At 66.5% G+C, this 25,273-nt stretch carries 21 protein-coding genes; 8 read left to right on the plus strand and 13 right to left on the minus strand.

From position 1 onward, the window contains the following. Positions 1-111 precede the first annotated feature (111 nt). From EN786_RS16880 to EN786_RS16905, 5 genes are all read right to left on the minus strand, one after another. A complete protein-coding gene (locus tag EN786_RS16880; RefSeq protein ID WP_127286421.1) occupies positions 112-1,056 on the minus strand; it encodes an ABC transporter permease in 945 nt (314 codons plus the stop codon). Then, entirely contained in the window at positions 1,053-2,102 is a 1,050-nt protein-coding gene (locus EN786_RS16885) for an ABC transporter permease (RefSeq protein WP_127286420.1), read from the minus strand. The genes EN786_RS16880 and EN786_RS16885 overlap by 4 nt, the downstream gene beginning before the upstream one ends. Positions 2,103-2,344: 242 nt before the next feature. Further along, positions 2,345-3,856 (minus strand): ABC transporter ATP-binding protein, encoded by a 1,512-nt coding sequence (locus EN786_RS16895; protein ID WP_127286419.1) that lies wholly within the window; start codon positions 3,854-3,856, stop codon positions 2,345-2,347. A gap of 171 nt (positions 3,857-4,027) precedes the next feature. Then, positions 4,028-5,053, minus strand: a complete 1,026-nt coding sequence (locus EN786_RS16900) for a BMP family protein (protein WP_127286418.1) — start codon at positions 5,051-5,053, stop codon at positions 4,028-4,030. Between the two features lie 333 nt (positions 5,054-5,386). Beyond that, a complete protein-coding gene (locus tag EN786_RS16905) occupies positions 5,387-7,456 on the minus strand; it encodes a 3-hydroxyacyl-CoA dehydrogenase NAD-binding domain-containing protein (protein ID WP_135908680.1) in 2,070 nt (689 codons plus the stop codon). Positions 7,457-7,698: 242 nt separating this feature from the next. On the opposite strand from EN786_RS16905, the gene EN786_RS16910 reads away from it, so the two are divergent. Then, positions 7,699-8,298, plus strand: coding sequence for a TetR/AcrR family transcriptional regulator (locus EN786_RS16910; RefSeq protein WP_189340259.1), 600 nt, complete (start codon positions 7,699-7,701; stop codon positions 8,296-8,298). Between the two features lie 15 nt (positions 8,299-8,313). Here EN786_RS16910 and EN786_RS16915 read toward each other — a convergent pair whose 3' ends face one another. The 8 genes from EN786_RS16915 to EN786_RS16950 all read right to left on the minus strand — a co-directional run bounded on the left by EN786_RS16915 (position 8,314) and on the right by EN786_RS16950 (position 16,127). Continuing rightward, the gene (locus tag EN786_RS16915) at positions 8,314-9,261 is read right to left on the minus strand and encodes an ABC transporter permease (protein ID WP_127309180.1); all 948 of its coding nucleotides are present in this window, start codon (positions 9,259-9,261) and stop codon (positions 8,314-8,316) included. Between the two features lie 2 nt (positions 9,262-9,263). Continuing rightward, a complete protein-coding gene (locus EN786_RS16920; protein ID WP_127309181.1) occupies positions 9,264-10,247 on the minus strand; it encodes an ABC transporter permease in 984 nt (327 codons plus the stop codon). Position 10,248: 1 nt separating this feature from the next. Then, positions 10,249-11,760 (minus strand): sugar ABC transporter ATP-binding protein, encoded by a 1,512-nt coding sequence (locus tag EN786_RS16925; protein WP_245478144.1) that lies wholly within the window; start codon positions 11,758-11,760, stop codon positions 10,249-10,251. Between the two features lie 44 nt (positions 11,761-11,804). Beyond that, complete coding sequence (locus EN786_RS16930) at positions 11,805-12,818, minus strand: ABC transporter substrate-binding protein (RefSeq protein ID WP_127309182.1); 1,014 nt, start codon at positions 12,816-12,818, stop codon at positions 11,805-11,807. A gap of 95 nt (positions 12,819-12,913) precedes the next feature. Then, on the minus strand, positions 12,914-13,801 hold the full coding sequence (locus EN786_RS16935) for an SMP-30/gluconolactonase/LRE family protein (RefSeq protein ID WP_127309183.1): 888 nt from the start codon (positions 13,799-13,801) through the stop codon (positions 12,914-12,916). Next, on the minus strand, positions 13,801-13,995 hold the full coding sequence (locus EN786_RS16940) for a 4-oxalocrotonate tautomerase family protein (RefSeq protein WP_127283079.1): 195 nt from the start codon (positions 13,993-13,995) through the stop codon (positions 13,801-13,803). The genes EN786_RS16935 and EN786_RS16940 overlap by 1 nt, the downstream gene beginning before the upstream one ends. 126 nt (positions 13,996-14,121) lie before the next feature. Then, positions 14,122-14,862 (minus strand): response regulator transcription factor, encoded by a 741-nt coding sequence (locus EN786_RS16945; RefSeq protein ID WP_127283078.1) that lies wholly within the window; start codon positions 14,860-14,862, stop codon positions 14,122-14,124. Further along, on the minus strand, positions 14,862-16,127 hold the full coding sequence (locus EN786_RS16950) for a histidine kinase (protein WP_127283077.1): 1,266 nt from the start codon (positions 16,125-16,127) through the stop codon (positions 14,862-14,864). The genes EN786_RS16945 and EN786_RS16950 overlap by 1 nt, the downstream gene beginning before the upstream one ends. A gap of 227 nt (positions 16,128-16,354) precedes the next feature. Between EN786_RS16950 and EN786_RS16955 the strand changes: the two genes are divergently transcribed. From EN786_RS16955 to EN786_RS16985, 7 genes are all read left to right on the plus strand, one after another. Continuing rightward, positions 16,355-18,760 (plus strand): glucan 1,4-alpha-glucosidase, encoded by a 2,406-nt coding sequence (locus EN786_RS16955; protein ID WP_127309184.1) that lies wholly within the window; start codon positions 16,355-16,357, stop codon positions 18,758-18,760. Positions 18,761-18,857: 97 nt separating this feature from the next. Continuing rightward, on the plus strand, positions 18,858-19,871 hold the full coding sequence (gene gnd / locus EN786_RS16960) for a phosphogluconate dehydrogenase (NAD(+)-dependent, decarboxylating) (protein ID WP_127309185.1): 1,014 nt from the start codon (positions 18,858-18,860) through the stop codon (positions 19,869-19,871). 20 nt (positions 19,872-19,891) lie between these two features. Then, positions 19,892-21,268, plus strand: coding sequence for a glucose-6-phosphate dehydrogenase (zwf, locus tag EN786_RS16965; RefSeq protein ID WP_127309186.1), 1,377 nt, complete (start codon positions 19,892-19,894; stop codon positions 21,266-21,268). Positions 21,269-21,285: 17 nt separating this feature from the next. Continuing rightward, complete coding sequence (locus tag EN786_RS16970; RefSeq protein WP_127283073.1) at positions 21,286-21,990, plus strand: ROK family protein; 705 nt, start codon at positions 21,286-21,288, stop codon at positions 21,988-21,990. A gap of 116 nt (positions 21,991-22,106) precedes the next feature. Beyond that, positions 22,107-22,562 (plus strand): MucR family transcriptional regulator, encoded by a 456-nt coding sequence (locus EN786_RS16975; protein WP_127283072.1) that lies wholly within the window; start codon positions 22,107-22,109, stop codon positions 22,560-22,562. A 119-nt stretch (positions 22,563-22,681) separates the two neighbouring features. After that, positions 22,682-23,782: an aminotransferase class I/II-fold pyridoxal phosphate-dependent enzyme gene (locus EN786_RS16980; protein ID WP_127309188.1), complete on the plus strand. Its 1,101-nt coding sequence runs from the start codon at positions 22,682-22,684 to the stop codon at positions 23,780-23,782. A 160-nt stretch (positions 23,783-23,942) separates the two neighbouring features. After that, complete coding sequence (locus tag EN786_RS16985) at positions 23,943-25,181, plus strand: MFS transporter (RefSeq protein WP_127309189.1); 1,239 nt, start codon at positions 23,943-23,945, stop codon at positions 25,179-25,181. The last annotated feature ends 92 nt before the right edge of the window (positions 25,182-25,273 follow it).

Genomic DNA, 25,273 nt, shown 5'->3' on the forward strand with positions numbered 1-25,273 from the left:
AGTTTCCTGCGCATCGGTTGGCGACGGTTGCGAGGTGGTTCCCCCGCTCCGCCGCTGCTTCGCAGCGCCACCTCTCCCGCTCCGGAGGGAGAGGAAAGGGCGCCAAGTCCTCTAACGCTCCTCCCTGCGGAACGGCTTGAGCAGCGCCGAGGGCGCGACCGCGTTGCGCGACATGAAGGCCATAGCGACGATGGTGAAGATGAAGGGCAGCATCAGGAAGGCTTCGTAGGGGATGTGGCCGAGCCCGCTCGCCTGCATCCTGAGCTGCAGCGCGTCGACGAAGGCGAACAGCAGCGCCGCCCCCGCCGAGCGCCACGGGTCCCAGCGGCCGAACACGACCAGCGCGATCGCCACCCAGCCGCGCCCGGACACCACGCCGAAGGTGAAGGCGTTGAACTGCGCCATGGTGAGGAATGCGCCGGCAAGGCCCATCAGCGCGCCGCCAAGGATCACCGCCTGGAAGCGCGTGCCAATCACGCTGACGCCGGCCGAGTCAGCGGCGCGCGGGTTCTCGCCGACCATCCGCACGGAGAGCCCCCATGGCGTGCGGTAGAGCACGAAGGCGGCGAGCGGAACGGCGATGATCGCCAGATAGACAAGCGTGAACTGGTTGAACACCGCCGGGCCGAGGATCGGAATGTCCGAAAGCAGCGGGATCGGCTCGGGCTGGAAACCCTTGATGCTCGGTGGCACCGACTGCTGGCCGAAGATCAGCCGGTAGAGGAAATACGCGAGCCCTGAGCAGAACAGCGTCACGCCGATGCCGCAGACATGCTGGCTTAAGCCCAGCGCCACCGTGAACAGCGCATGCACCGCGCCCATCAGCGCCCCAGTCGCCACGGCCACCAGCACGCCGAGCCACAGGCTGCCGCTGAGGCTGGTGGCGGTGAAGCCGGCCATTGCCGACAACAGCATGATGCCTTCGATGCCGAGATTGAGCACGCCGGCACGCTCGGAAAACATTTCGCCGAGCGTGGCGAAGGCGAGCGGCGTGGCGATGCGGATGATGGCGGCGAGGAAGCCGACCTGGAAAATCTGCTCGAACACCGCGCTCATGTCGCTACCCGCCGAATTCGATAGGCGGTGAACAGCAGCGCCACCAGCATGGCAAGCAGCGCCGTGCCCTGGATGACGTCGCTGAGGAAAGCCGGCACGCCGGTCGCCCGCGACATCGCCTCGGCCCCGGTCATCACCGCGGCAAGGAAGAGCGCCGCCGGCACCACGCCGAGCGGACTAAGCCTGGCCAGCATGGCAACGACAATGCCGGAATAGCCGTAGCCGGGCGAAATGTCGCTCATCACCTGGAAATGCACGCCGCCGACCTCGCCGACGCCGGCCAGGCCCGCCAGCGCGCCGGAGAGCAGCGCGGTCGAGATGAGCACGCGCTGCACGTTGATGCCGCCGTAGCGGGCGGCTTCCGGATTCTCGCCGGTGACACGGATGCGGAAGCCGAGCGTCGTGCGTGCGATCAGGAACCAGATCAAGGGCGCCGCGACCAGCGCCGCCACGACGCCGAGATGCAGCCGCGTACCCTCGACCAGCACCGGGAAATTGGCCGAATCCTCGATAGGCGGCGAGATCGGATAGCCGCTGAAGCTATCCTTCCACGGCCCCTCGATCAGCGCCATCAGCGCGTAATAGATGACCGAGTTGAGCAGCAGCGAACTGACCACGTCGTCGACCTTGAATTTGACGCGCAGCGTCGCCGGCACCAGCGCCACGGCGGCGCCGGCCGCGGCACCCGCCAGCGCCATCAGGAGCATGGCGAGAGTGCCCGGCATCGGGATGGCGCCGACGAAGCAACTCGCCACGGCGCCCGCCAGCAACTGGCCCTCGGCACCGATGTTCCAGAATTTTGCCCGGAAGGCGACCGCCACCGCCAGGCCGGTTAAGATCATCGGCGCGGCGCGCACCAGCGTCTCGGTGATGGCGTAGCTGTCGCCGAGCGAGGCCGACAGCATCACGCCATAAGCCTCGATCACGCCGGCGCCGGCCACCGCTATCAGCCCGCTGCAAAGGACGAGCGCGGCGCCGATCGCAAGCAGCGGCAGCGCCAGATTGAACCAGGCCGGAGTGCTGGTGCGGGCTTCCAGGCGAAACATCAGGCGTGGCCCTCCGCTCGCCAGATGTCGGCGCGGCCCCTCATCCGCCTGCCGGCACCTTCTCCCCGTATAGTGACAGGGAGAAGGGGGCTGGCCGCAGCCGTCACACCCTTCTTGCAACGCTCGCGATTGGCGAAATCATCGATGAAAGCGCCCCTCTCCCCCTCACTATACGGGGAGAGGATGCCGGCAGGCAGGTGAGGGGCGGCGCCGACGTTCGAAATCAGAGGCAAACCCACGCTCTACGCCCTCCCCTCCGCGCCGGTCATCATCAGGCCGAGCCTTGCGACGGTGGCCTCCGCGCCGGCCAGCGTGCCGGCGATGCGGCCCTCATACATGACCGCGATGCGGTCCGAGAGCATCAGCAGCTCTTCCAGATCCTCGCCGATGACGACGATGCCGCAGCCTTTGGCGCGCATGGCGAGGAACTTTTCGTGGATGAAGCGGGCGGCGCCGATATCGAGGCCGCGCGTCGGCTGCGAGACGATCAGCACCTTCGGATCGAAGGCGAGCTCGCGCGCCAGCAGTGCCTTCTGCAGATTGCCGCCGGAGAGCGCGCCAGCGCGCACCATCGGTCCGGGACAGCGTATGTCATAGGCCTTGATCTGGGTTTCGGCGAAAGCGCGGATGGCGGACGGATTGAGCAGACCCTTGCGGCTGAACGCCTCGGTGCCGATGCGCGGCAGCACCATGGAATCGGCAAGCGGCAGGTTGGTGACCAGGCCGGTCGTCATCCGGTCCTCGGGGATGCGGCCAAGGCCGAGTGCCTGCACCACGCGCGGCGAGAATTGCGCAACTGCCTTGCCGGCCATTGTCATCGTGCCGGTTTTCGGTGGCAGCATGCCGGAGATGACATCGGCCAGCGCCCGCTGGCCATTGCCGGAGACGCCGGCGATGCCGAGGATCTCGCCGGAGCGGACGAAGAGCGACACCTCGCGCAGCGGCGTGCCGGCATGGCCCGAGGTCGAGATGCGATCGAGCAGCAGCACGGAGCCGCCCGGTGTCGAAGCCTCTTTGGTCGGCGGCACGATCTCATGACCGCACATCAATCGCGCCATCTCGGACGACGTCGTGTTGGCGGGGTCGTCGACGCGGCCGGCGACCTTGCCGTGCCGCAGCACCACGCAACGGTGGGTCAGCGCTCTCACCTCGTTGAGCTTGTGCGAGATGAAAATGATGCCGAGTCCCTGGCCCGCCATCGAGCGCAAGGCGGCGAACAGGCCGTCGACCTCGCTTGGCGCCAGCACCGCCGTTGGTTCGTCGAGGATCAAAAGCTTGGCGCCGCGAAACAGCGCCTTGATGATCTCCAGCCGCTGCTGCTCGCCGACCGACAGCGCCGAGACCGGCAGGGCGGGATCGAGGCTCAAGCCGTGCTGGCGGCCGATCTCCTTCAGCCGCGCCAGCCCGCCAGCGCGGTCGATGCGGCCTGACTTGCCCGGAATGCCGATCAGGAGGTTCTCCAGCACCGTCAGCCGCGGCGCCAGATGAAAATGCTGGTGCACCATGCCGATGCCGGCGGCGAGCGCGTCTGCCGAACTGTGGATGGCGACCGGCCGGCCCTCGACCAGTATCTCGCCGGCGTCAGGTGCATAGGCGCCGAACAGCACGTTCATCAACGTTGTCTTGCCGGCGCCGTTCTCGCCAAGCAGCCCAAGGATCTCGCCAGGTGCGACGCTGAGATTCACGGCCTCGTTCGCCTTGACGGCGCCGAAGCTCTTGGTGATGCCGCGCATTTCGATCAAAGGGGCGGACAAGGGATACTCCTGGTATCCCTCCCCCTTGAGGGGAGGGTGCCGAGCGAAGCGAGGCGGGAGGGGTCACCTCAACCGCCTCGACCTATGACTTAGCAAGCTGGAGCGCGTCGCGGGCGACCCCTCCCGGCCCTGCGGGCCGCCCTCCCCTCAAGGGGGAGGGGAACGCCGGCTCTAATCCGAAACCGGCGTGTTCTCGTCGACGTCGACGCGGAAATTTCCTTCGAGGATCTCGGCTTTCTTCTTCTCGACCAGCTCCTTGACCTCGGCCGGCAGCGTCTTGTCGAACTTGTGATACGGCGCCAGGAACGAGCCGCCCTTGGCCATGCGCGAGAAGTCGCCATAGTCCTGCGCGGTGAAGACACCCGCCTTGACCAGTTTGATCGCCTGCTCGACCGTCGGGTACATGTCCCACACCGGCCCGGTGATCACCGTATCCGGGCCGAGGCTCGACTGGTCGGACATGTTGGAGATGGCGAGGATCTTCTTCTCCACCGCCGCTTCGATGACGCCGAAGCGCTCGGCATAGATGACGTCGACGCCGGCATCGATCTGCGCCACGGCTGCTTCCTTGGCCTTCGGCGGATCGAAGAAGGAGCCGATGAAGGCGACCTTCTTCTTGACGTTCGGGTTGACCTCCTTGGCGCCGGCGAAGAAGGCGTTGACCAGCCGGTTCACTTCCGGAATGCCCATCGCCGCGACCGCGCCGACCGTGCCGGACTTCGACATCTTGCCGGCGATCAGGCCGGAGAGATAGGCCGGCTCATGGATCCAGTTGTCGAAGACGCCGAAATTGGGCTCGGCCGGCCCGGCGCCGGAGCCGAACAGCCATGCGGTCTTCGGGAACTGTTTTGCCGTGCGGCGCGACTCGCGCTCGGCGGCGAAGGCATCGCCCAGCACCAGCTGGTAGCCGCCCTGCGCATATTCGCGCATGACGCGGCTGAAGTCGGCCGTCTGCACCTTCTCCGACCATTTGTATTCGATGCCCAGCTCCTTCTCGGCCTTCTGCAGGGCGACGTGGATTTGGTTGTCCCACGGCTCCTCGATCGGCGTGGCGAAGATCGCCGCCACCTTCAGCTTCTTGTCCTTGGCGAAGGCGGCATTCGGCAGCACCGCCGCCGCAAGGCCGAGCGCGCCGAGTTCCAGCACGGTGCGCCGCGACAGGCCGGCGCGTTGCGTCTTGCTATGATCGTCTTTCATGGAAGTGCCCCTCTGGTTGACAGCCGTGTCGAGCCGGCCGTTCTCAGGAATGTCAGACGCTGGACTATGGAACGGTGTCTGAGTTTTGTCCACATGGTCAAATTTGATGTGGTCGCTTGGATGCCGGAAGGGTGGCGGGACAGCGCCCCCCTCTGTCCTGCCGGACATCTCCCCCACTTGGGGGGAGATCGGATGTCACGCCGGCTTTACCAGCGTGGCTAGAAGAGCGAGGCGCCAAAACCGCTAATCTCCCCCCTTGTGGGGGAGACGTCCGGCAGGACAGAGGGGGGCGTGAAGGAACGCGGCGTTCATTCTAGATGGTCGATGACCGTACTAGCCGCCAGCACCGTCCCACGACCCCGTCTCCGCGAACCTTCTCAGCATCGGCACCGGCTCGAAGATCACCCGACCGGTTAGCCGGTGCCAATGCTCCAGCCGCTCGACGATCTTCGCAGCCCCTTCGAGGCCGGCCCAGAACATCGGCCCACCCTTGCCGATGGGAAAGCCGTAGCCGTTCGTCCAAACGACGTCGATGTCCGACGCGCGGGCGGCAATGCCTTCCTCCAGGATCTTCGCGCCCTCGCTGACGAGGGGATAGAGCGTGCGCTCGATGATCTCGTCCGCGCCGATCTCGCGCCGCGCGATGCCGAGCTCGGCCGCCTTGGCGCGGATCAATTCCTCGACCTCGGGATCAGGGACGGGCTCGCGCGAGCCGCTTTCATAGCGATACCAGCCCCTGCCGGTCTTCTGGCCGAAACGGCCCTGCGCGCAGAGCGTGTCGGCGATGACAGCTATCTGGCCGCGCGCCTTGCGATTGCGCCAGCCGATGTCGAGGCCGGCGAGGTCGCCCATCTGGAACGGCCCCATCGGCCAGCCGAAATCGATGAACGCCTTGTCGACCTGGCCGGGCGTCGCCCCTTCCAGCAACAGCGCTTCGTTCTCCGTGCCGCGCGCGGACAGCATGCGATTGCCGACGAAGCCGTGGCAGACGCCGACGACGACCGGCACCTTGCCGATGCGCCGCGCCAGCTCCGCAACCGTCGCCAGCGCGTCGGGCGCGGTCATATCGGCGCGCACGATTTCCAGGAGCTTCATGACATTGGCCGGCGAGAAGAAATGCATGCCGAGCACATCTTGCGGCCGCGACGTCGAGGCGGCGATCTCGTCGACATCGAGATAGGAGGTGTTGGTGGCAAGGATCGCGCCCGGCCTGGCCACCGCGTCGAGTTTGCCGAACACCTCCTTCTTGACCGCCATGTCCTCGAACACGGCCTCTATGACCAGGTCGCAATCGGCAAGGTCGGCATAGTCGGTGCTGCCCTTGAACAGGCCAAGCCGTTGCTGCCTGGCCTCTTCCGTTAGCGAGCCACGCCCGACCGAGACGGCGTAGTTCTTCTCGATCATTGCGAGGCCCCGTTGCAGCGCCTCCTCGCCGGTTTCGAGCAAGGTCACCGGAAAGCCGCCATTGGCAAAGGCCATCGCGATGCCGCCCCCCATCGTGCCGGCGCCGATGATGCCGACGCGGGCGATCTTGCGCCGCGTGACGTCCTTGCCTTGTATCTTTGCCGCTTCGCGTTCGGCGAAAAACAGATGCCGCTGCGCCCGCGACTGGTCGCCGGACACCAGCTTGAGAAAGAGCTGGCGCTCGGCCGCCAGCGCTTCATCGAATGGCAGCGTGATCGCGTTGCGTACTGCCTGCGCGCAGGCAAGCGGAGCCTCCAGGCCGCGCGCCTTCCTGGCCAGCTCGGTGGCCTGGGCGTCGAAAGCCGAAAGATCGGTTTCGGCAAGGCGCTCACTGCGGTCGCGAACCGGCAGGAATGGCCCGCCGTCCGCAACCATTTCGCCAGCGAAACGAATGGTCGCCGCAAGGAGTTCTTCCTCGAAGACCGCGTCGACAAGACCCGCCGCTTTGGCCTCGCCGGCCGAAATCGGCGTTCCCGAAACGATCATGCCGAGCGCCTTCGCCGCGCCGACCAGGCGCGGCAGGCGCACCGTGCCGCCGCCGCCCGGCAGCAGGCCGAGCTTTACCTCGGGCAGGCCGAGCCTGGCGGCTTGGTCGGCGACACGGAAATGGCAGCCGAGCGCCAGTTCCAACCCGCCGCCCAGCGCCGTGCCATGGATGGCGGCGACCGTCGGCTTGGCGATGGTCTCGAGCAGCGCCACGATGGCGCGCAGCTCCGGCTGCTGCACCGGCTTGCCGAATTCGGTGATGTCCGCGCCGGCGACGAAGGTGCGCCCGGCGCAGGCGAGGACGATCGCCGTGACGGAAGCATCGTCGCGCAGGGCGGCCAGCGCCTCGAACAGCGGCTGGCGGACATGGAAGCTCAGCGCGTTGACCGGCGGGTTGTCGATCGCGACCACCGCGACGCTGTTGTCCCTGGTGACGCTGACGAAACTGGACAAGCTGGACCCTCCCGAAGATCGCTATTCACCGCGGGTCGCGGTTTACAGGGCCAGCCAGCCGATGAGAACCCGATCCGGCCCCTGGCCCAATCGTTGCCGGCCGCAAGCCCGTGTCGCCGGCCCCGCCCGCCAGATTGGCAGGCGCGATGCCGTCCGGCAACGCTGGCATGCGCGCCGCCAGCGCTGTTACATGAGGGCAGCCTCGGTTATATATGAGGATAGTCTCAGCTGGAAATATGACGATGGCCTCGGAAAAGGCGCCGCAACCGCGCGCGCCGCAACAGAAAAGAGGGCACGACCGCGTCGCGGCGCTGATGACGGCGGCGGCGGAACTGTTCGTCGAAAGGGGTTTTGACGCCGCCACGATGACCGAGATCGCCGCCAACGCGGGCGCGGCCATCGGCACGCTCTATTTGTTTTTCCCGACCAAGCAGGCGATGGCGCAGGCCATCCTGGAGGCGCATGCGGAAGAGCTGTCGGCCGAGCTCGACGCCTTGCGCGAGCAGACCGAGGCGATGCATGCGGCGACGATCGCCGACCAGCTGTTCGCATTGTTGGGTACGTTCATGGCTACGCACCCCGCCTATTCGGCGCTGCTCGACCTGCCGGGTGACGATCAATGGCGGCGCACGTTGCGCGCCCACCGCCGGGAGCAGATCGCCGCCCTGTTTGCTCAGGCCTATCCGCCCTTGCCGACCGAGCAGGCGGAGCGGCTGGCGGTGATCGTGCCGCAGTTGATGCGCATCCCGCTGAGCCTGGCCGGCGAGACGCGCATGCGCGACGACGTGCTGGACGAATTGCGACTGATGCTGAACAGGCATCTGGAGGCAGGTGAGGGCTAACGCGACGAGGTGCGCTCAGCGAACCGCCTTCTCGCCGCCCGCCGCCGTGATCACCCCGACGATGATCAGTCCGGTCAGCACCAGCCGCACGCCGGCGCTGACGCCGAAGGTGTTGAGCATGGTGAGCAGCAGCACCAGGAACAGGCCGGCGCCCCAGACGCCCGGCACATTGGCCTTGCCGCCTGCCACCGACGTGCCGCCGATGACCACGACCGCGATCGAGGCGAGCAGGTATTCGTTGCCGATGTCGACATTGGCGCCGCGGAAATAGCCGGCGAGCAGCGCGCCGTCTATGCCGCCCAGCGCGCCACAGAGCGTATAGGTGAGGAAACGGACGCGGCCGACATTGACGCCGGCGAGCCAGGCGGCGCGGATGTTCTGGCCGATCGCCAGCACCGAGCGGCCATAGATCATGCGCTGCAGCGCCGTTGCCGCGCCGACGGTGAAGACCACCGTCAGCAGCGCCAGCACCGGTATGCCGAGGATTTGCCAATTGGTGAAGTCGGCGAAGCCCGGCGGCGGCTTGATCTGGAGCCCGCGCCCATAGCTGATATCGATCGACTGGATGATGAAGCTCGCCGACAGCGTCGCGATGATCGGCGGGATCCTCAGCGCCCAGATCAGCAGATAGTTGGCCGCGCCGATCGCCGCGCCGCAGCCAAGCGCGGCAATCAGCCCGACGGCGATCATCGCATCATTGCCGTCCATCACCTTCATCGCCACGGCGCTGGCCAGCCCGATATTGGCCGGCAGCGACAAATCGACATTGCCGGGGCCGAGCGTGATGACGAACATCTGACCGACGCCGACGATGACGGTGAAGACGGCCAGCGACAGTGCCGCCGTGATCATGCCGCCGGCGCCGTAGCCGCCAGTGAAGGCGATGGTCGCCAGCCACACGACGAAAGCGCCGATGAAGGACCAGATCCAGGGTTTGGCGAGCATCGTCCGCAGCGAGGCCATCCTCACCTCTCCTTGCGGCTGATCAGCACCCGCGCCGCCAGCACGATGATCAGGATGGCGCCATTGGCAGCCACCTGCCAGTCGGGCGGGATGTGCATGAAGGTCAAGAGCGGCGAGGCGGCGAGCGCCAGCGTCAGCGCGCCGATGACAGCGCCGATCGGCGACACCCGGCCGCCGACGAACTCGCCGCCGCCGAGGATGACGCCCGCGATCGACAGCAGCGTGTAGCCATTGCCGATATTGGCGTCGGCCGAGGTTGTGATGCCGATCAGCGCCATGCCGGAGAGCACGCCGAACAGGCCGGTCAGCGCGAACAGCACGATCTTCGTCCGAAGCAGCGACCAGCCGGCGCGCCTAAGCGCCGCCGCATTGCCGCCGGAGCCGCGCAGTATGACGCCGTAGGAGGTGCGCATCAGCCCGATATGCACCACCGCCGCGATCACCAGCGCGGCGATGATCGGGAACGGAATGAGGGGCGGTTTGAAGGCCATCAGCGACAGCAGCCAGTCGGGCGCCTTGCCGCCTGGCTTCGGCAGGACGAGGATGGCAAGGCCTTGCCAGACGAAGCTCATGCCGAGCGTCACCACGATCGACGGCAGGTTGCGCAGGTGGATCAGCGCGCCAAGCAGCGCGTAGACGCCGATTGAGCCGAGCAGCACCGCGATGCCGACGAGCGGCGCATCCTTCAGCCAGGTCGCGGTGACGCAGCCGACGAAGCCGACGAAGGTGCCGATCGAGAGGTCGAGCTCGTTGCCGGCGATGACGAACATCTGCGCGATCGTAGCCAGCGCGATCGGGATCGCCAGGTTGAGCATCAGGGTGAAGCCGAAATAGGAGATGGCGCGCGGGTTGAGCCAGGCGATCGCGAAAAGCACCAGCGCCAGCGACAGCGCCGGCAGCAGGCTGCGCAGCATGCGCGCCCGCGCCGCCGCGCCGCCGCCAGCCGGCGACGCCTTCAATCTGGTTTCGAGCGAGGCCGCCGTCATCTCAGGCCGCGTCGCCGAACGAGGACTGGATGATCTTTTCCTCGGTCAGCTCGTCGCGTCCGAGATTGGCGACGATGCGGCCGTTCTTGAAGACATAGACGTGGTCGCAATTGTCGAGCTCTTCGGTTTCGGTCGTGTACCAGAGGAAGGTGCGGCCGCGGCCAGCCTCCTCGCGCACCAGGTCGTAGACTTCGAGCTTGGTGCCGATGTCGACGCCGCGCATCGGATCGTCCATCAGCACGATCCCGGCATCCGAGCCCAGCGCACGCGCAAACAGCGCCTTCTGCTGGTTGCCCCCGGACAGCGAGTAGATGTTGTTGTTCATGTCCGGCGTGCGGATGCCGATCTTGTTCTTCCAGAAGTCGGCAAGCTCGGCCTCGCGCTGCGGCGAGATCAGCAACCCGGTGCGCAGCCGCGCCAGCGAGCGGATGCCGATATTCTCAGCGATCGACCACTGCGGGAAGATGCCGTCCGACTGACGGTCCCCGGCCACCAGCGCCACCGGCGCGGTCACCTCGATGCCGGTCCTGGCGCGCTGGGCAGCGGCAAAGATCGCCAGCAACAGGTCGGTCTGCCCGTGGCCGGCGAGCCCGGCGAGCCCGATGATCTCGCCCGCGCGGGCGACGAGCTCCTTGCCGTCCTGCTGCCGCGCCGGACGCGCCTTGACCCGCAGCGGCCCGGCTTCGGCCTTCCTTGTCTCCGCGGCCGTTCTCTGATGCCCCTCGGCGCCGCCCATGGTGGCGACCAGCCGGTCGCGGTCGAATGCGCTTGCGGCGTCGGCGGCGACGACCTTGCCGTCGCGCATCACCACGATGCGGTCGGCGTTCTGCAGCACTTCGCCCAGCACATGCGAGATCAGGATGCAGCTGCCGCCGGAAGCGACGAAGCGGCGCACGAAGGCTAGCAGCTGGCCGGCCGTGTGCGCGTCGAGCGACGAGGTCGGCTCGTCGAGGATGACCAGCGCCAGCGGATCCTCGGTCAGCGTGAAGGCGCGCGCCACTTCCACCATCTGCCGCCGGCCGATCGACAGGTCGCCGGCGATGTCGGAAGCGGAGATGCCATGGTCGGGGAAGATTTCGTCCAGCTTGGCGGCGATCAGCTCGGCGGCCTTGCGGCGCCAGCCGAAACCGGTGAGCGAAGGATGGTTGATGCGCGTGTTCTCGGCGACGCTGAGGTTCGGGCAGAGCGACAGCTCCTGGAACACGCAGCGTATGCCGAGCTCAAGCGCCCGCGGCACCGAATAGTCCCGCTCGGCGCTGCCGCGCACCGTGATCGCGCCGCTGTCGGGGACAAGCGTGCCTGCCACCATATGCATCAGCGTCGACTTGCCGGCGCCGTTATGGCCGACGAGGCCGACGCATTCGCCGGCGCCGACATGGAAGTCGACGCCGCCAAGCGCCCGGACGGCGCCGAAATGCTTTTCGGCACCGTCCAGCCTGATGATGTCGATATTGGCGGCGCCGAAATGCTTCGCGGCGCCGTCCAGCCTGGTGTCGGTGTTTGCCTTGGGCATGCTCAACGATATCCGGTTGGCGATGCCGGCGGCAACAGTAGCCATCACTTGATGTTGGCTTTGATGGCCCCGATGGCGTCTTCCTGCGTATATTCGTGCGTGGCGACGCCGCCTTCCTTGATCTTCGGCAGGGCGGCTTCGAAATCGTCCTGGGTGAAGGCGAGGTACGGCACCAGAAGGTCGTGCGGAATGTCGGTGCGGCCGTCGAGCACCTGCTGCGCCACCCAGAAGGCCAGCGTCGAGACGCCCGGCGCGATCGACGCCGACCATGTCTCGTAGCCGTCCTTCTCCTTCTGCTCTTTCCACCACTTCAGCTCGTCCTGGCGGTTGCCCATGATGATGGTCGGGCGCGGCTTGCCGGCGGCGGCGAAGGCCTGCGCGGCGCCGTAGCCGTCACCGCCCTGGTCGACGATGCCGACGACATCCGGCAGCGACGGCAGGATGGTCGCCACCGCCTTCTGCGCCGTGGTCTGGTCCCAGTCGCCGGTCACCGAGCCGACGATCTTGAACTCGGGATGGGCGGCGACGCCTTCGAGGATGCCGGCATGGATGGCGTCGTCGATCGAGGTTCCGGCCAGGCCGCGGATTTCCAGCAGATTGCCGCCCTTGGGCTGGAACTTGGCCATCTGCTCGACTTCCTGCTTGCCCATGTCCTTGAAGTCGACGACGACCCGGTAGGCGCAGGGCTCGGTGACGGTGCCGTCGAAGGAGACGACGACGATGCCGGCATCGCAGGCCTGCTTGATGGCGCCGTTGAGCGCATCCGGCGAGGCGGCGTTGATGACGATGGCGTCGTAGCCCTGCAGGATCAGGTTCTGCACCTGGGCGGCCTGGGTCGGCACTTCCTTGTCGGCGGTGGTGAAGACGTCGGCGGCCGCGACCACCTTGTCCTCGACCGCCTTCTTGGTGACGATGCCGTAGCTGTCCAGCATCGCCTGGCGCCACGAATTGCCTGCGTAGTTGTTGGAGAAGGCGATCTTCTTGCCGCTGGTATCGGCAAGCGCGGTGCCCGAGGCGAGCATCGCCGCCAGAGCGCTCAGGACGAGTAGTTTCTTCATGTCGTATCCTCCCAGATGTGTTGACTGCTGCACTCCAGCCGGCTTTTAAGGCCGGCCTCACTTCCAATCCGATTTGAGCCCGGACGATCCCGCGCTCAAAACAGCCTCAGCCCCGGCACGCGGACTCTGAGCCGGTAGAGCGACGTCGACGCGGCGATGTAGAGGCTCCTCAGATCCTCGTCGCCGAAGGTGAAATTGGCACAGTCTTCCGGCGTCGCGATGACGCCGAGAAGCTCGCCGGAGGCATCCAAGACGTGGATGCCGCCCGGGCCGGTGCAATAGAGATTGCCGCGGCTGTCGATCTTCATGCCGTCGGTCGATCCCGGCTCCGTGCCTTCGATCACCGCCCAGACCGCGCCGCCATTGAGGTCGCCATTGGTCTCGACGCGGAACACCCTGATATGCCCGCGCTCGGTGTCGTTGATGAACAGGCGCGATTCGTCGAGCGAGAAGCAGAGCCCGTTGGGCTGCGCGAAATCGTCGGCAAGCAAGGTCAGGGCGCCGTCGCCGTCGATCCGGTAGACACCCTGGAACGAAAGCTCCTGCTGTCGCGGCACGCCGTAGAATTCCACCCGGCCAAAGCCGGGGTCGGTGAAGTAGATGGAGCCGCCGGTAGCGACGACGACGTCGTTCGGGCTGTTCAGCTCCTTGTCGCCGTAATGGGTGGCGAGCACGGTCACGGTTCCGTCCGGCTCGGCGCGGGTGACGCGGCTCGTCGCGTGCTCGCAAGTGACCAGCCGCCCGCGGCGGTCGAGCGTGTTGCCATTGGCTTTATGGCTGGGCTCCCGGAACAGCTCGATCTCGCCCGATGGGCTGCGCCTGTACATGCGGCTTTCGGGAATGTCGGAAAACACCAGCCATTTCTCGTAAGGATGCCACACCGGCCCTTCGATGAAGGAGTAGCCCGTGGCCAGCCGTTCGATCGACGCGTTGCCGACAACGTCGTCGAAGCCGGAATGGCGGGCCCGCGCCGAAATCGACATCACTGGTCCTTCGGCTTGCGGACAGCCGCGCCGCCGACGAACCAGTCGCTGCCGGCCACGTCCTCGAACACCACCCAGATCGCCTCCTTGGGCAGTTCGGCGACCTCGCTGATGGCTTCGGTGACGCGGCGCGAGATCTCGTCCTTGCGCTTTTGCGAATGGCCCTCGAGTATCCGTATGTTGACGAACGGCATCGGCGCCTCCCGGGCATTTTCTTGTTGTGGGGAGCGAGCCTAGTCAGGCCCCGGGCCGGGCGATACGGGTCAACGCGCAGCGCCGACTGTGGTTTTGCACAGTCGGTTGCAAGCCGGTGACAAGGATCATTGATCCTGCAGCGGCGCCGCCTGTGCCAGCCAGGCGTCGAGCCTGTCCTGCTCGCGGCGCAGCGCATCGATGTTGACCAGGCCCCGCGCCAGGGCGAGGTAGATCGCTCGCGTGCGCGAGTTGAAGACCGAAGCCTCTCCGGCGCCCTCCTCCGGCGGCACGATGCCCAGCTTGTCGTAGACATGCTTGATGCGGCTTTGGGCGCCGCGGATCGACAGGCCGCGGCGCGCCGCGATCGCCCTGTCGGTCAGGCCCAAGGCGATGTCAATCAGGCTCTCATACTCGCCGTCGGTGATGCCCTCGAAGCGGTCCTGGACGCGGTGCTGGATACCACGGATCTCGCGGTCGATGATGCAGTGACCTTCGCGGAAGACGCCGCGCAGCGCCGAGCGCATGCCTTCCTCGGTCGCCGATTTCAGCACATAGCCATAGACCGAGCCGGGCGGCACGATGCGCGCCACGCCCCGCACATAGGCCTCGTCGGCGAAGTTCGACCAGAACAGGATGTGCGTGCCGGCGCGTCGGCTCCAGATCGCGCGCGCCACCTCGATGCCCGTCGCCTTGGGCAGTTGCAGGTCGAGCACGACATGCGGCGGCTCGCGCTCGGCCGCCAGGTTGATGGCATCCTCGCCGTCGCCGGCCTCGATCACCTCGACATCGCCCGGCCACAGCTGTTCCACCGTCCGGCGCGCGAAGGTGCGATGCAGCCCGTCATTCTCGGCAATCATGATCAGCACTACGCCACCTCCGATACCGCCTGCTGCTCGCCAGCCGTGGCCGGCTTGCCGTCCGCTGGCGCGCGATCGATCTCGATCAGAACCCTGGTGCCGCCCTTGCGGCCGGCCGGCTCGAAGCGCAGCCTCGCGCCGACGAGCGCTGCCCGCGTGTGCATGTGGCCGATGCCGCCCTGCGCCGCCGGGTCGATCGTGCCGCAGCCATGGCCGTCATCGGTGACGACGACACTGAACACGCTGTCGGTCGACGTCAGCAGCACCTCGATGCGGCCGGGCGCTGCGTGCCGCACGGCATTGTTGATCGCTTCCTGGACGATCCGGTAGAGCGCCGTGCGCATCGTCTCCGACAGGCTGTCGGCGCTGCCGTCGCTGGTGTCGGCGATGCGCACCGCGATCGGCGGTTTCGCCCGCGCGACGCTGCGGTTCAGATGCGCTTCGACGGCGTCGCGCAGGCCGAACAGCTCGAGCACGCTCGGCCGCATGTCGTCGACGATGTGGCGCAGCTCCGCCAGGCAGCCGGCGATCTCCTGCTCGAGGTCGGCGAGCTGCGCCGTTCGCGCCATGCCCCGGCTGCGGAAGGCCGAGACCTGGCGCGCGATGCGGGCAAGGTCGCCAAGCGTCTGGTCGTGCAGGTCCATCGCCATGCGGCGGCGCTCGCGCTCCATGCCTTCCGTCAGTTGCGAGGCGCCGACCCTGAGCAGCTCCGCCCGGTTGCGCGTCTCGCTTTCGGCAAGCATGGCGCGCCGCGCCTCCTCGGTCTGGATCAGCGCGAAAATATAGGGCGCGATCAGATCGGCGCACTGCTGGGCGACCGCGACATCCGCCAGCGTGTAGCAGCCGATCTCGTGGCGGCTGATGTTGAGCGCGCCGATGACGCTGCCGCGCGCCCTCAGCGGCACGATGATGCGGCTGCGCAGCTTGGCGGCGAAAATCGGCCCATCGAAGGCGCCGGCAAAGTGGAAGCGGTCGTCGACAAGCGCGTTGTCCGACAACAGGTAGGGCGTCTTGCCCCACAGCACGTAGCGGATCGGGCTGCCTTCCACCGGATGCTGCGCCAGCTCGCTCCAGCTGGTGTGGAAGCCCGCCTCGTAGCAGGCATGCATGCGTCCGTCCTGCGACAGCACCGCCAGGTCGATATGATCGTGCGGGATGAGCGTGCCGATCTCGATCGCCGTTGCCCGGAATGCGGAGCCCGGATCGATATGGCCTGCCAGCGCCCGCGAAATGGCGAGCAGCCTGTCGATCAGCTGGGGAGATACGTCCGACATGTCTCCTCCCTTGCCATCTCGGCTAACCAAGCGACACGCCACGACGCCTCGTTCGCCGGCGCGGCCGAAACCGGGTTTGCCTGCAGTCCTCCCTGCGCTGAAATAGTGAACGCTTGCCGCTGCCGCTGTCAACGACGCCTGCTCTTGCGACTGGCGATCAACTTCAGGTGCGACGATTGAAAAGCCTTCTGCTCCTGGTTTAGGAACGACGGCAGGAGAGATGATGCATGGCAGCGACCGTTGCTCAGGGCGCCCCGGGAATACCGGCGCGCTGGACGTCAAGCGCCAAGAACGGCGTCGGCACGGCGCTTTCTGAGGCCAGCCGGGTCTGGTTCACGATCAGCCACGGCATCCTCAACGAAATCTACTATCCGCGCCTCGACAAGGCCTGCACGCGCGATATGGGGCTGATCGTCACCGGCCCCGCCGGCGCTTTTTCGGAAGAGAAGCGCGATGCCGTGCATACGGTCGCGCCTTTCGAGGACGGCGTGCCCGGCTACAGGCTGACCAACACCGCGACGGACGGGTCATACAAGATCGAGAAACGGATCGTTACGGACCCGAAACGCCCTGTCCTGCTGCAGGAGATCGCCTTTACGGCACTCAAGGGCCGGCCTGCCGACTACCGAGTCTACGCGCTTCTGGCGCCCCATCTCGTCAATGCCGGCATGGGCAACACCGCCTGGGTCGGCGAGCACCACGGCAGGCCTGTGCTGTTCGCTTCGGGACGCGGCACCTGCCTGGCGCTTGCCTCGTCGCTGCCCTGGGGCGCCTGCTCGGCCGGCTATGTCGGCTTCTCCGACGGCTGGCAGCAGCTCCAGCATGGCGGCGCGCTCGATCCGGCCTGCCAGCGGGCCGAGGACGGCAATGTCGCGCTGACCGGCGAGATCGGCTTTTCCGCCGGCAACGGCACGGCCCTGCTGGCGCTCGGTTTCGGCAGCTCGCCGGAAGAGGCAGCCGAGATGGCTTCGGCCACCCTGGAGCAGGGCTTCGATGCCGCTGCCAGGACCTATGTCGAAAACTGGCGCGAATGGCAGGCCGGGCTGCTGAAGCTCGACCGGCAGGCAGTGACGGGATTGAACACCTACCGCGCCAGCACGGCGGTGCTGGCCTCGCATCTGTCGATCGCCAGGCCGGGAGCCGCCGTCGCCAGCCTGTCGATCCCCTGGGGCTTCAACAAGGGCGACGACGATCTCGGCGGCTATCACCTTATCTGGCCGCGCGATCTGGTCGAGACGGCCGGCGGCTTCCTCGCCGCCGGTGACGGCAGCCAGGCGCTGCAGATCCTGACCTATCTGCGCTCGATCCAGCAGCCGGACGGCCACTGGCCGCAAAATGCCTGGTCCGACGGCACCGCCTATTGGCCGGGCATCCAGATGGACGAATGCGCCTTTCCGCTGCTGCTCGCCGACGCCCTGCGCCGTGCCGGCCATCTGCCGCACGCCAAGCTCGCCGACTTCCTGCCGATGATCGAAAGTGCCGCGGCCTATGTGGTGCGCAACGGTCCGGTCACCGGCGAGGACCGCTGGGAAGAGGATGCCGGCTACAGCCTGTTCACGCTGGCCGTCGAAATTGCCGCCTTGCTGGCTGCCGCCGACATGCTCGACATCATGGGAAAACCAGAGCCGGCAAACTATCTGCGCGAGACCGCCGATTGCTGGAACGACCAGATCGAACGTTGGACCTATGTCGCGGGTACGCCGCTATGCGCCGAAGTGGGCGTCAACGGCTACTATGTCCGCATCGCCCCGCCGGATGCATCGGATGCAGCGTCGCCGAAGGACGGCTATGTGCCGATCAAGAACCGGCCGCCGACCGAGACCGACAGGCCGGCCGAGGCCATCATCAGCCCGGATGCGCTGGCGCTGGTGCGCTTTGGGCTCAGGGCAGCAGATGATCCGCGCATCCTCGACACTTTGAAGGTCATCGACGCCAGGCTGCGCCGCGACCTGCCGCAAGGACCGCTCTGGTACCGCTACTCCGGCGACGGCTATGGCGAGCACGAGGACGGCTCACCCTTCGACGGCACCGGCCTGGGCCGTGCGTGGCCCTTGCTGGCGGGCGAGCGCGCCCACTACGAGCTCGCCGCGGGCCACAGCGACAGAGCGGAAAGCCTGCTTGCGACGCTCGAGGCGTCCGCCGGTGTCGGCGGCCTGCTGCCGGAGCAGGTCTGGGACGGACCAAACCTGCCGCAGCGCGAGTTGCGCCTCGGCGCGCCCTCGGGCAGCGCCATGCCGCTGGTCTGGGCGCATTCCGAGCACATCAAGCTGTTGCGCTCGCTCCGTGACGGCGCCGTCTTCGACCTGCCGCCGCAAGGCGTCGAGCGCTACATCAAGGCAAGGACCACCTCGCCCACGAGGATATGGCGCTTCAACAACAAGATCCGCGCCATCCCCGCCGGCAAGATGCTGCGCGTCGAGCTTGCGGCCAAAGGCGTGGTGCACTGGAGCAGCGACAAGTGGCTGACGGTGCGCGACGACAGGACCGCCGAGAACGCGTTCGGCGTCCATCTGGTGGATCTGCCCGTTGACCGCCTGCCGCAGGGAAGCACGATCGTCTTCACTTTTTTCTGGCCCGACACCGGCCGTTGGGAGAATGTTGACTTCACCGTCGGCGTCGATGCCCAGTCATGATCCCGAAAAGTGGATACCGGTTTTCGGAAAAGATCATGATCGATCAAGACAGCACGGCCAGTAGATTCTATTTTCCTCGAGCGACTGGGATAAGACCATGCAGATCGGAATGATGGGACTGGGCAGGATGGGCGCCAACATGGTGCGCCGCCTCATGCGCGACGGCCATGAATGCGTCGTCTACGACATCAACCCGGCAAGCGTCGCCGCTTTGGTCAAAGACGGCGCCATCGGCGCGGCCTCGATGGAGGAGTTCGTCGGCAAGCTTTCCAAGCCGCGCAGCGCCTGGCTGATGCTGCCGGCGGCGATCACCGGCAAGATCGCCGACCAGGTGGCGGCGCTGATGGAGCCCGGCGACATCATCATCGACGGCGGCAATTCCTACTATCACGACGCCGTCGACCAGGCCGCCGAGCTGGCAGCCAAGGGCATCAACTATGTCGATGTCGGCACCAGCGGCGGCGTCTGGGGCCTGGATCGCGGCTACTGCCTGATGATCGGCGGCCCGGACGAGGCGGTTCGCCATCTCGATCCGATCTTCGCCACGCTGGCGCCCGGCGCCGACGCCGGCAGCACGCCGGCCAAGGACGCCGGCACCGCGCCCTACGGCTATCTGCATTGCGGGCCGAGCGGCGCCGGCCATTTCGTCAAGATGGTCCACAACGGCATCGAATACGGCGTCATGGCCGCCTATGCCGAAGGCATCAACATCCTGAAGTCGGCGAATGCCGGCAAGCGCGCGCGCACCGCCGACGCCGAGACCAGCCCGCTGGAAAACCCGCAATACTACCAGTTCGACATCGACCTGCCGCAGGTCGCCGAGGTCTGGCGTCACGGCAGCGTCATCGGCTCCTGGCTGCTCGATCTCACCGCCGGCGCGCTGAAGAACGACCCGGCGCTGACGCAGTTCGGCGGTCGCGTTTCGGATTCCGGCGAAGGCCGCTGGACGCTTAAGGCGGCGATCGACACCGGCGTGCCGGCGCCGGTGCTGTCCTCGGCGCTGTTCGATCGCTTCTCCTCGCAAGGCGAATCCGAATTCGCCGACAAGCTGCTCTCCGCCATGCGCTACGCCTTCGGCGGCCATGTCGAGAAGCCGAAGACCGGCGCCTGAGTGTGCGGGGGAAGACATTGATGAGCCAGGAACGGTCCGACACGCTGGTGCTCTTCGGAGCGACCGGCGACCTCGCCCACAAGAAGATATTCCCGGCACTTTACCAGATGGTCGCCAAGGGGACGCTGACCGAGCCGGTGATCGGCGTCGCCTTCGACCCCTGGGACATCGGCAAATTGCAGGCGCGCGCCCACGACGGCATCGCCAACGCGCTGGGCAGCGTCGACGAGACGGTGTTCGCCAGGCTGGCCTCGCAACTGCGCTATGTCAGCGGCGACTACCGCGACGGCGCGACCTTCGAGAAACTGAAGACAGCGCTCGGCTCCGCCCAGCACCCGCTGCACTACATGGCGGTGCCGCCGACCATGTTCGAGACTGTGGTCCAGGGGCTGGAGCAGTCCGGCACCGCGCGCGGCGCGCGGCTGATGGTGGAAAAGCCCTTCGGCCACGATTTGCAGTCTGCGCGCTGGCTGAACCGGGTGCTGCACCTGGTGTTCGACGAGCAGTCGATCTTCCGCATCGACCACTATCTCGGCAAGGAAGCGATCCAGAACCTGCTCTATTTCCGCTTCGCCAATGCTTTCCTCGAGCCGATCTGGAACCGCAATTTCGTCGAGAGCGTGCAGATCACCATGGCCGAGGATTTCGGCATCGACGGTCGCGGCAAATTCTATGACGATGTCGGCTGCATCCGCGATGTCATCGAGAACCACCTGCTCAACATCCTGTTGCTGCTCGCCATGGAGCCGCCGGTCGGCCGCTCGGCCGACGACCTGATCGACGAGAAGGTGCAGGTGCTCCGCGCCATCCGCACGCTGACCAAGGAAGATGTCGTGCGCGGTCAGTTCGACGGCTATCTGGCGGAGCCGGGTGTCAAGCCCAACTCCCCGGTCGAGACCTTCGCCGCGGTGCGCTTCTTCGTCGACACCTGGCGCTGGCAGGACGTGCCCTTCTTCATCCGCGCCGGCAAGAACATGCCGGTGCATGCCACCGAGGTGATCGTGCGGCTGAAGCGGCCGCCGCTCGATGTCTTCGACCCGATCAAGCCGGACGACGCCAACTATGTCCGCTTCCGCATCGACCCGCAGGTGGCGATCTCGATCGGCGCCCAGCGCAAGGTGGCCGGCGACGACATGGTCGGCGAGCAGGTGGAACTGACGGCGCTCGACGACTCGAAGGGCGACATGCCGCCCTATGAGCGGCTGATCGGCGACGCCATGAACGGCAACGGCCAGCTGTTCACCCGCCAGGATGCGGCCGAGCTTGCCTGGCGCATTGTCGGCCCGGTGCTTGGCGACACGACGGCGCCGCACGTCTACGCGCCGAAGAGCTGGGGACCGGCCGATGCCATGAACGGCTTCGGCCCGCCGAACGGTTGGATCAACCCATCGAAATAAGCGCGGGAGGCAACGACATGGCCAAGGCGGCAAAGCCGGCGGCGGCGGACGCGGAACCGATCGTGCTGACGATCGACATCGGCGGCTCGCACGTCAAGATCCTGACCAGCGCCGGCGGCGAGATGCGCCGCGCCGAGTCCGGCCCCGGCCTGACGCCGCAGCAGATGATCGCCTCGGTGAAGACGCTGGCCGAGGGCCTCTCCTATGACGTGATCTCGATGGGCTACCCCGGCCCGGTCGCCCACAACCGGCCTTTCGCCGACCCCGCCAATCTCGGCAAGGGTTGGGCGGGCCACGACTTCGCCGCCGCCTTCGGCAAGCCGGTGAAGGTGATCAACGACGCGCTGATGCAGGCCATCGGCAGCTATGAGGGCGGGCGCATGCTGTTCCTCGGCCTCGGCACCGGCCTCGGCGCCGCTATGATCGTCGACAATGTCGCCCAGCCGATGGAACTCGCCCACCTTCCCTACAAGAAGGGCGGCAGCTTCGAGGACTATGTCGGCGAGCGCGGGCTGGAGAAGCGCGGCAAGAGGAAATGGCGCAAATCCGTGTTCGACGTCGTCGACAGGCTTCGCGCCGCCCTGCAGCCCGACTACGTCGTCATCGGCGGCGGCAACGTCGACAAGCTTGATCAAATGCCCGCCGATTCCAGGCGCGGCGACAATACGCGTGCTTTCGAAGGCGGTTTTCGACTGTGGCGCGACAAGGCGCTGATCGTCTGATAGTATTACATCTCAGTATAGTTATTCAAAATAACGTGTTTCGCGGCGCGAACTCATTGCGTTGAGCAGATTTGCCGACTAGGAGTCGCGCCACCCCCTACCGACGGAGAAATAAATTGGCCGACGACAGCAATGACGCTCGCAAGGAAATCGACCTGCTCGAGCTTACCGCCCACATCGTTTCCGCCTACGTCGAGAAGAACCGTCTGCCTGCTTCCGGCCTCAGCGAGCTCATCGCCAGCGTCAGCGCCTCGATCAGCAGCCTCGGCCAGCCGCCCGAACCGGTCGCCGCGCCGCTCGTCCCCGCGGTCAATCCCAGGCGTTCGGTGACGCCGGACTACATCATCTGCCTCGAGGACGGCAAGAAGTTCAAATCGCTGAAGCGCCATCTTGGCGTCCATTTCGGGCTGACGCCGGAAGCCTACCGCACCAAGTGGGGCCTGCCGGCCGACTACCCGATGGTCGCCCCCAACTATGCCGCCTCGCGTTCCGAGCTGGCGAAGTCGATCGGCCTTGGCCGCAAGGCCGCCGAGCCGGTCAAGACCAGGGGCAGGAAAAAGGTTTCGGCCTGAGCTACCCACGGCGCTGAGCCAATAGTTTCAACGACTGGAACAGAAGCCTGCCGGCGAATCCGCCTTGGCAGGCTTCATGCTTTTGGGCTTGGATAACCCCGACAGTGTCGGGGGCAGCCATGAACTACGCACGGATGGTGATCGAGAAGGAGGCGCCGGAGGAATACGGCTACGACCGCATCCGCTTCAATCTCTCCGAAAGCTCGATCGCCGACCAGAAGCTCTCCGACATGGGTCTGTCGCTGCCAGATCTGACGCTGTTCTACGGCGAACATCGCGGCGACCGGGAATTGCGCGCCCTGGTCGCGGCACAGGACGACGGGCTTTCGCCGGATGACGTGCTGGTCACCGCGGGTGCCGCCGGCGCGCTGTTCATCATCTCGACCGCGCTGCTGTCCGAGCGCGACCACCTCGTCGTCGTCAGGCCCAACTACGCCACCAACATCGAGACGCCCCGGGCGATCGGCTGCGCCATCTCCTATGTCGACCTCGACTTCGACGACGACTTCGCCGTCGATGTCGATCGTCTCGCCGCGGCGATGCGGCCTAACACCCGCCTGATCAGCGTCACCTGCCCGCACAATCCGACAGGCACGATGATGGGCCGGGCCGATCTCGACGCGCTGGTGGCGCTGGCCGAAAGCCGGCAATGCCATTTGCTGGCCGACGAGACCTATCGCGACCTTTCCTACGGGCGGCGCCTGCCGGCGGCGGCATCGCTGAGCCGCTCGGCGATCAGCGTCTCGTCGCTGTCAAAGGCTTTCGGCATTCCCGGCGTCCGCATCGGCTGGCTGGTCACGCGCGACACCGCGCTCCAGGAAAGGTTCCTCGCCGCCAAGGAGCAGATCGGCATCTGCGGCAGCGTCATCGACGAAGCCATCGCGCGCGGCATGCTCCAGCGGCGCGACGCCTTTTTGGCGACACTGCTGCCCGACATGGCCAAGCGCCGCGACATCGTCCAGGCCTGGATAGACCGCGAGCCGCTGGTCGGCTGGGTGCGGCCGGAAGGCGGCGTCGTCGGCTTCCCTCGCCTGAATGTCGGCGCCGATTTCGACCTCGACCGCTTCTACGCAAGGCTGCTGGAAGACCATGGCACCTATGTTGGCCCCGGCCATTGGTTCGAGATGCCGAAGCGTTTCTTCCGTATCGGCTTCGGCTGGCCGAAGGAGGCCGAATTGCGCGGCGGGCTGGAGGCCATCTCCGCCGCGCTAAGGGACTGACTTTCCGTCCCGCTTTGCCGCCAGCCGGAAATTTCTTGATCCAGCGCCGATTCTGCCACACATCCCGCCGCGAACTTTGCTAGAAGGTCATCTGGCCGGACCAGCGCCCATCGTGGAAGTTGCCCCGCCGGCCTTTTTTCGCAACGGGGCCTTTCTCTCCATGACTGCCGAACAGACATCGCCGGACCAGCGCTATGCCGCCTTCCGGCACACGCCCTTCCTCAGCTACTGGGCGGCGCGCTTCCTCACCACCTTCGCCACCATGATCGTCTCCGTCGCCGTCGGCTGGCAGGTCTACGATCTGACCCGCGATCCCTTCGACCTCGGCATCGTCGGCATCGTCCAGTTCCTGCCGTCGCTGCTCCTGGTGTTGGTCACCGGCGTCGTCGCCGACCGCTTCGGCCGCCGCCTGATCATGACCTTGTCGTCGCTGATCGAAGCGAGCTGTGCGGTTGCGCTCTTGCTGCTTACGTTGCGCGGCCTCGCCGGCCCGCTGCCGATCTTTGTGGTGCTTGCGATGTTCGGCATAGCGCGCGCCTTCTATGGACCGGCCTCATCCTCGCTGTTCGCCAATCTGGTGCCGCCGGAGGACTTCGCCAATGCGATCGCCTGGAATTCGTCGGCCTGGCAGACGGCAACCATTGTCGGGCCCGTCGCCGGCGGCCTGCTTTACGGGCTTTCGGCTGAGACGGCCTACATCACCGCCGCCGTCCTGATGCTGGTTGCGGCACTGCTCGTTTTCACCATTCCGAAACCCGCCCAGCAGACCGCCACCGACAAGCCGACGATGGAAACGCTGTTTGCCGGCTTCCGCTACATCTGGGGCGAGAAGATCGTGCTCGGCGCCATCTCGCTCGATCTGTTTGCCGTGCTCCTGTCGGGCGCCTCGGCGCTGCTGCCGGTCTATGCGCGCGACATCCTTGAGCTTGGACCCTGGGGCCTCGGCCTGCTGCGCTCGGCACCGGGCATCGGCGCCATCTGCGTCGCAGTCTGGCTGGCCGGCCACCCGATCCGCGACCATGCCGGCAAGATCATGCTGGGCTTCGTCGGTCTGTTCGGCGCTGTCACGGTTCTGTTCGGCGTTTCAACCATCACCTGGCTGTCGATCCTGGCCCTTGCCCTGCTCGGCGCCACCGACATGTTCAGCGTCTATATCCGCGAGACGCTGATCCAGCTGTGGACGCCTGACGAGGTGCGCGGCCGCGTCAATGCGGTGAACCAGGTCTTCGTCGGCGCCTCCAACGAGGTCGGCGAATTCCGCGCCGGCACCATGGCGGCGCTGATCGGCACCGTGCCGGCGGTGGTGATCGGCGGAATCGGCGCCGTCGCGGTCGCAGGCCTGTGGGCCTGGCTGTTCCCGGCACTGCGGCGGGTACGGCACCTCAACGGCCGGAATTGATTGGCGCCGTATCCAAGCCGCCGGATCCGACGCTCGGGCCAATCAAGCTTGCGCCGATAATGCTGAGATGGAGCCGAGAGAAGACCGGCGGG

Source organism: Mesorhizobium sp. M4B.F.Ca.ET.143.01.1.1 (genome assembly GCF_004792275.1).
GTDB classification, from domain to species: Bacteria; Pseudomonadota; Alphaproteobacteria; order Rhizobiales; family Rhizobiaceae; genus Mesorhizobium; species Mesorhizobium abyssinicae.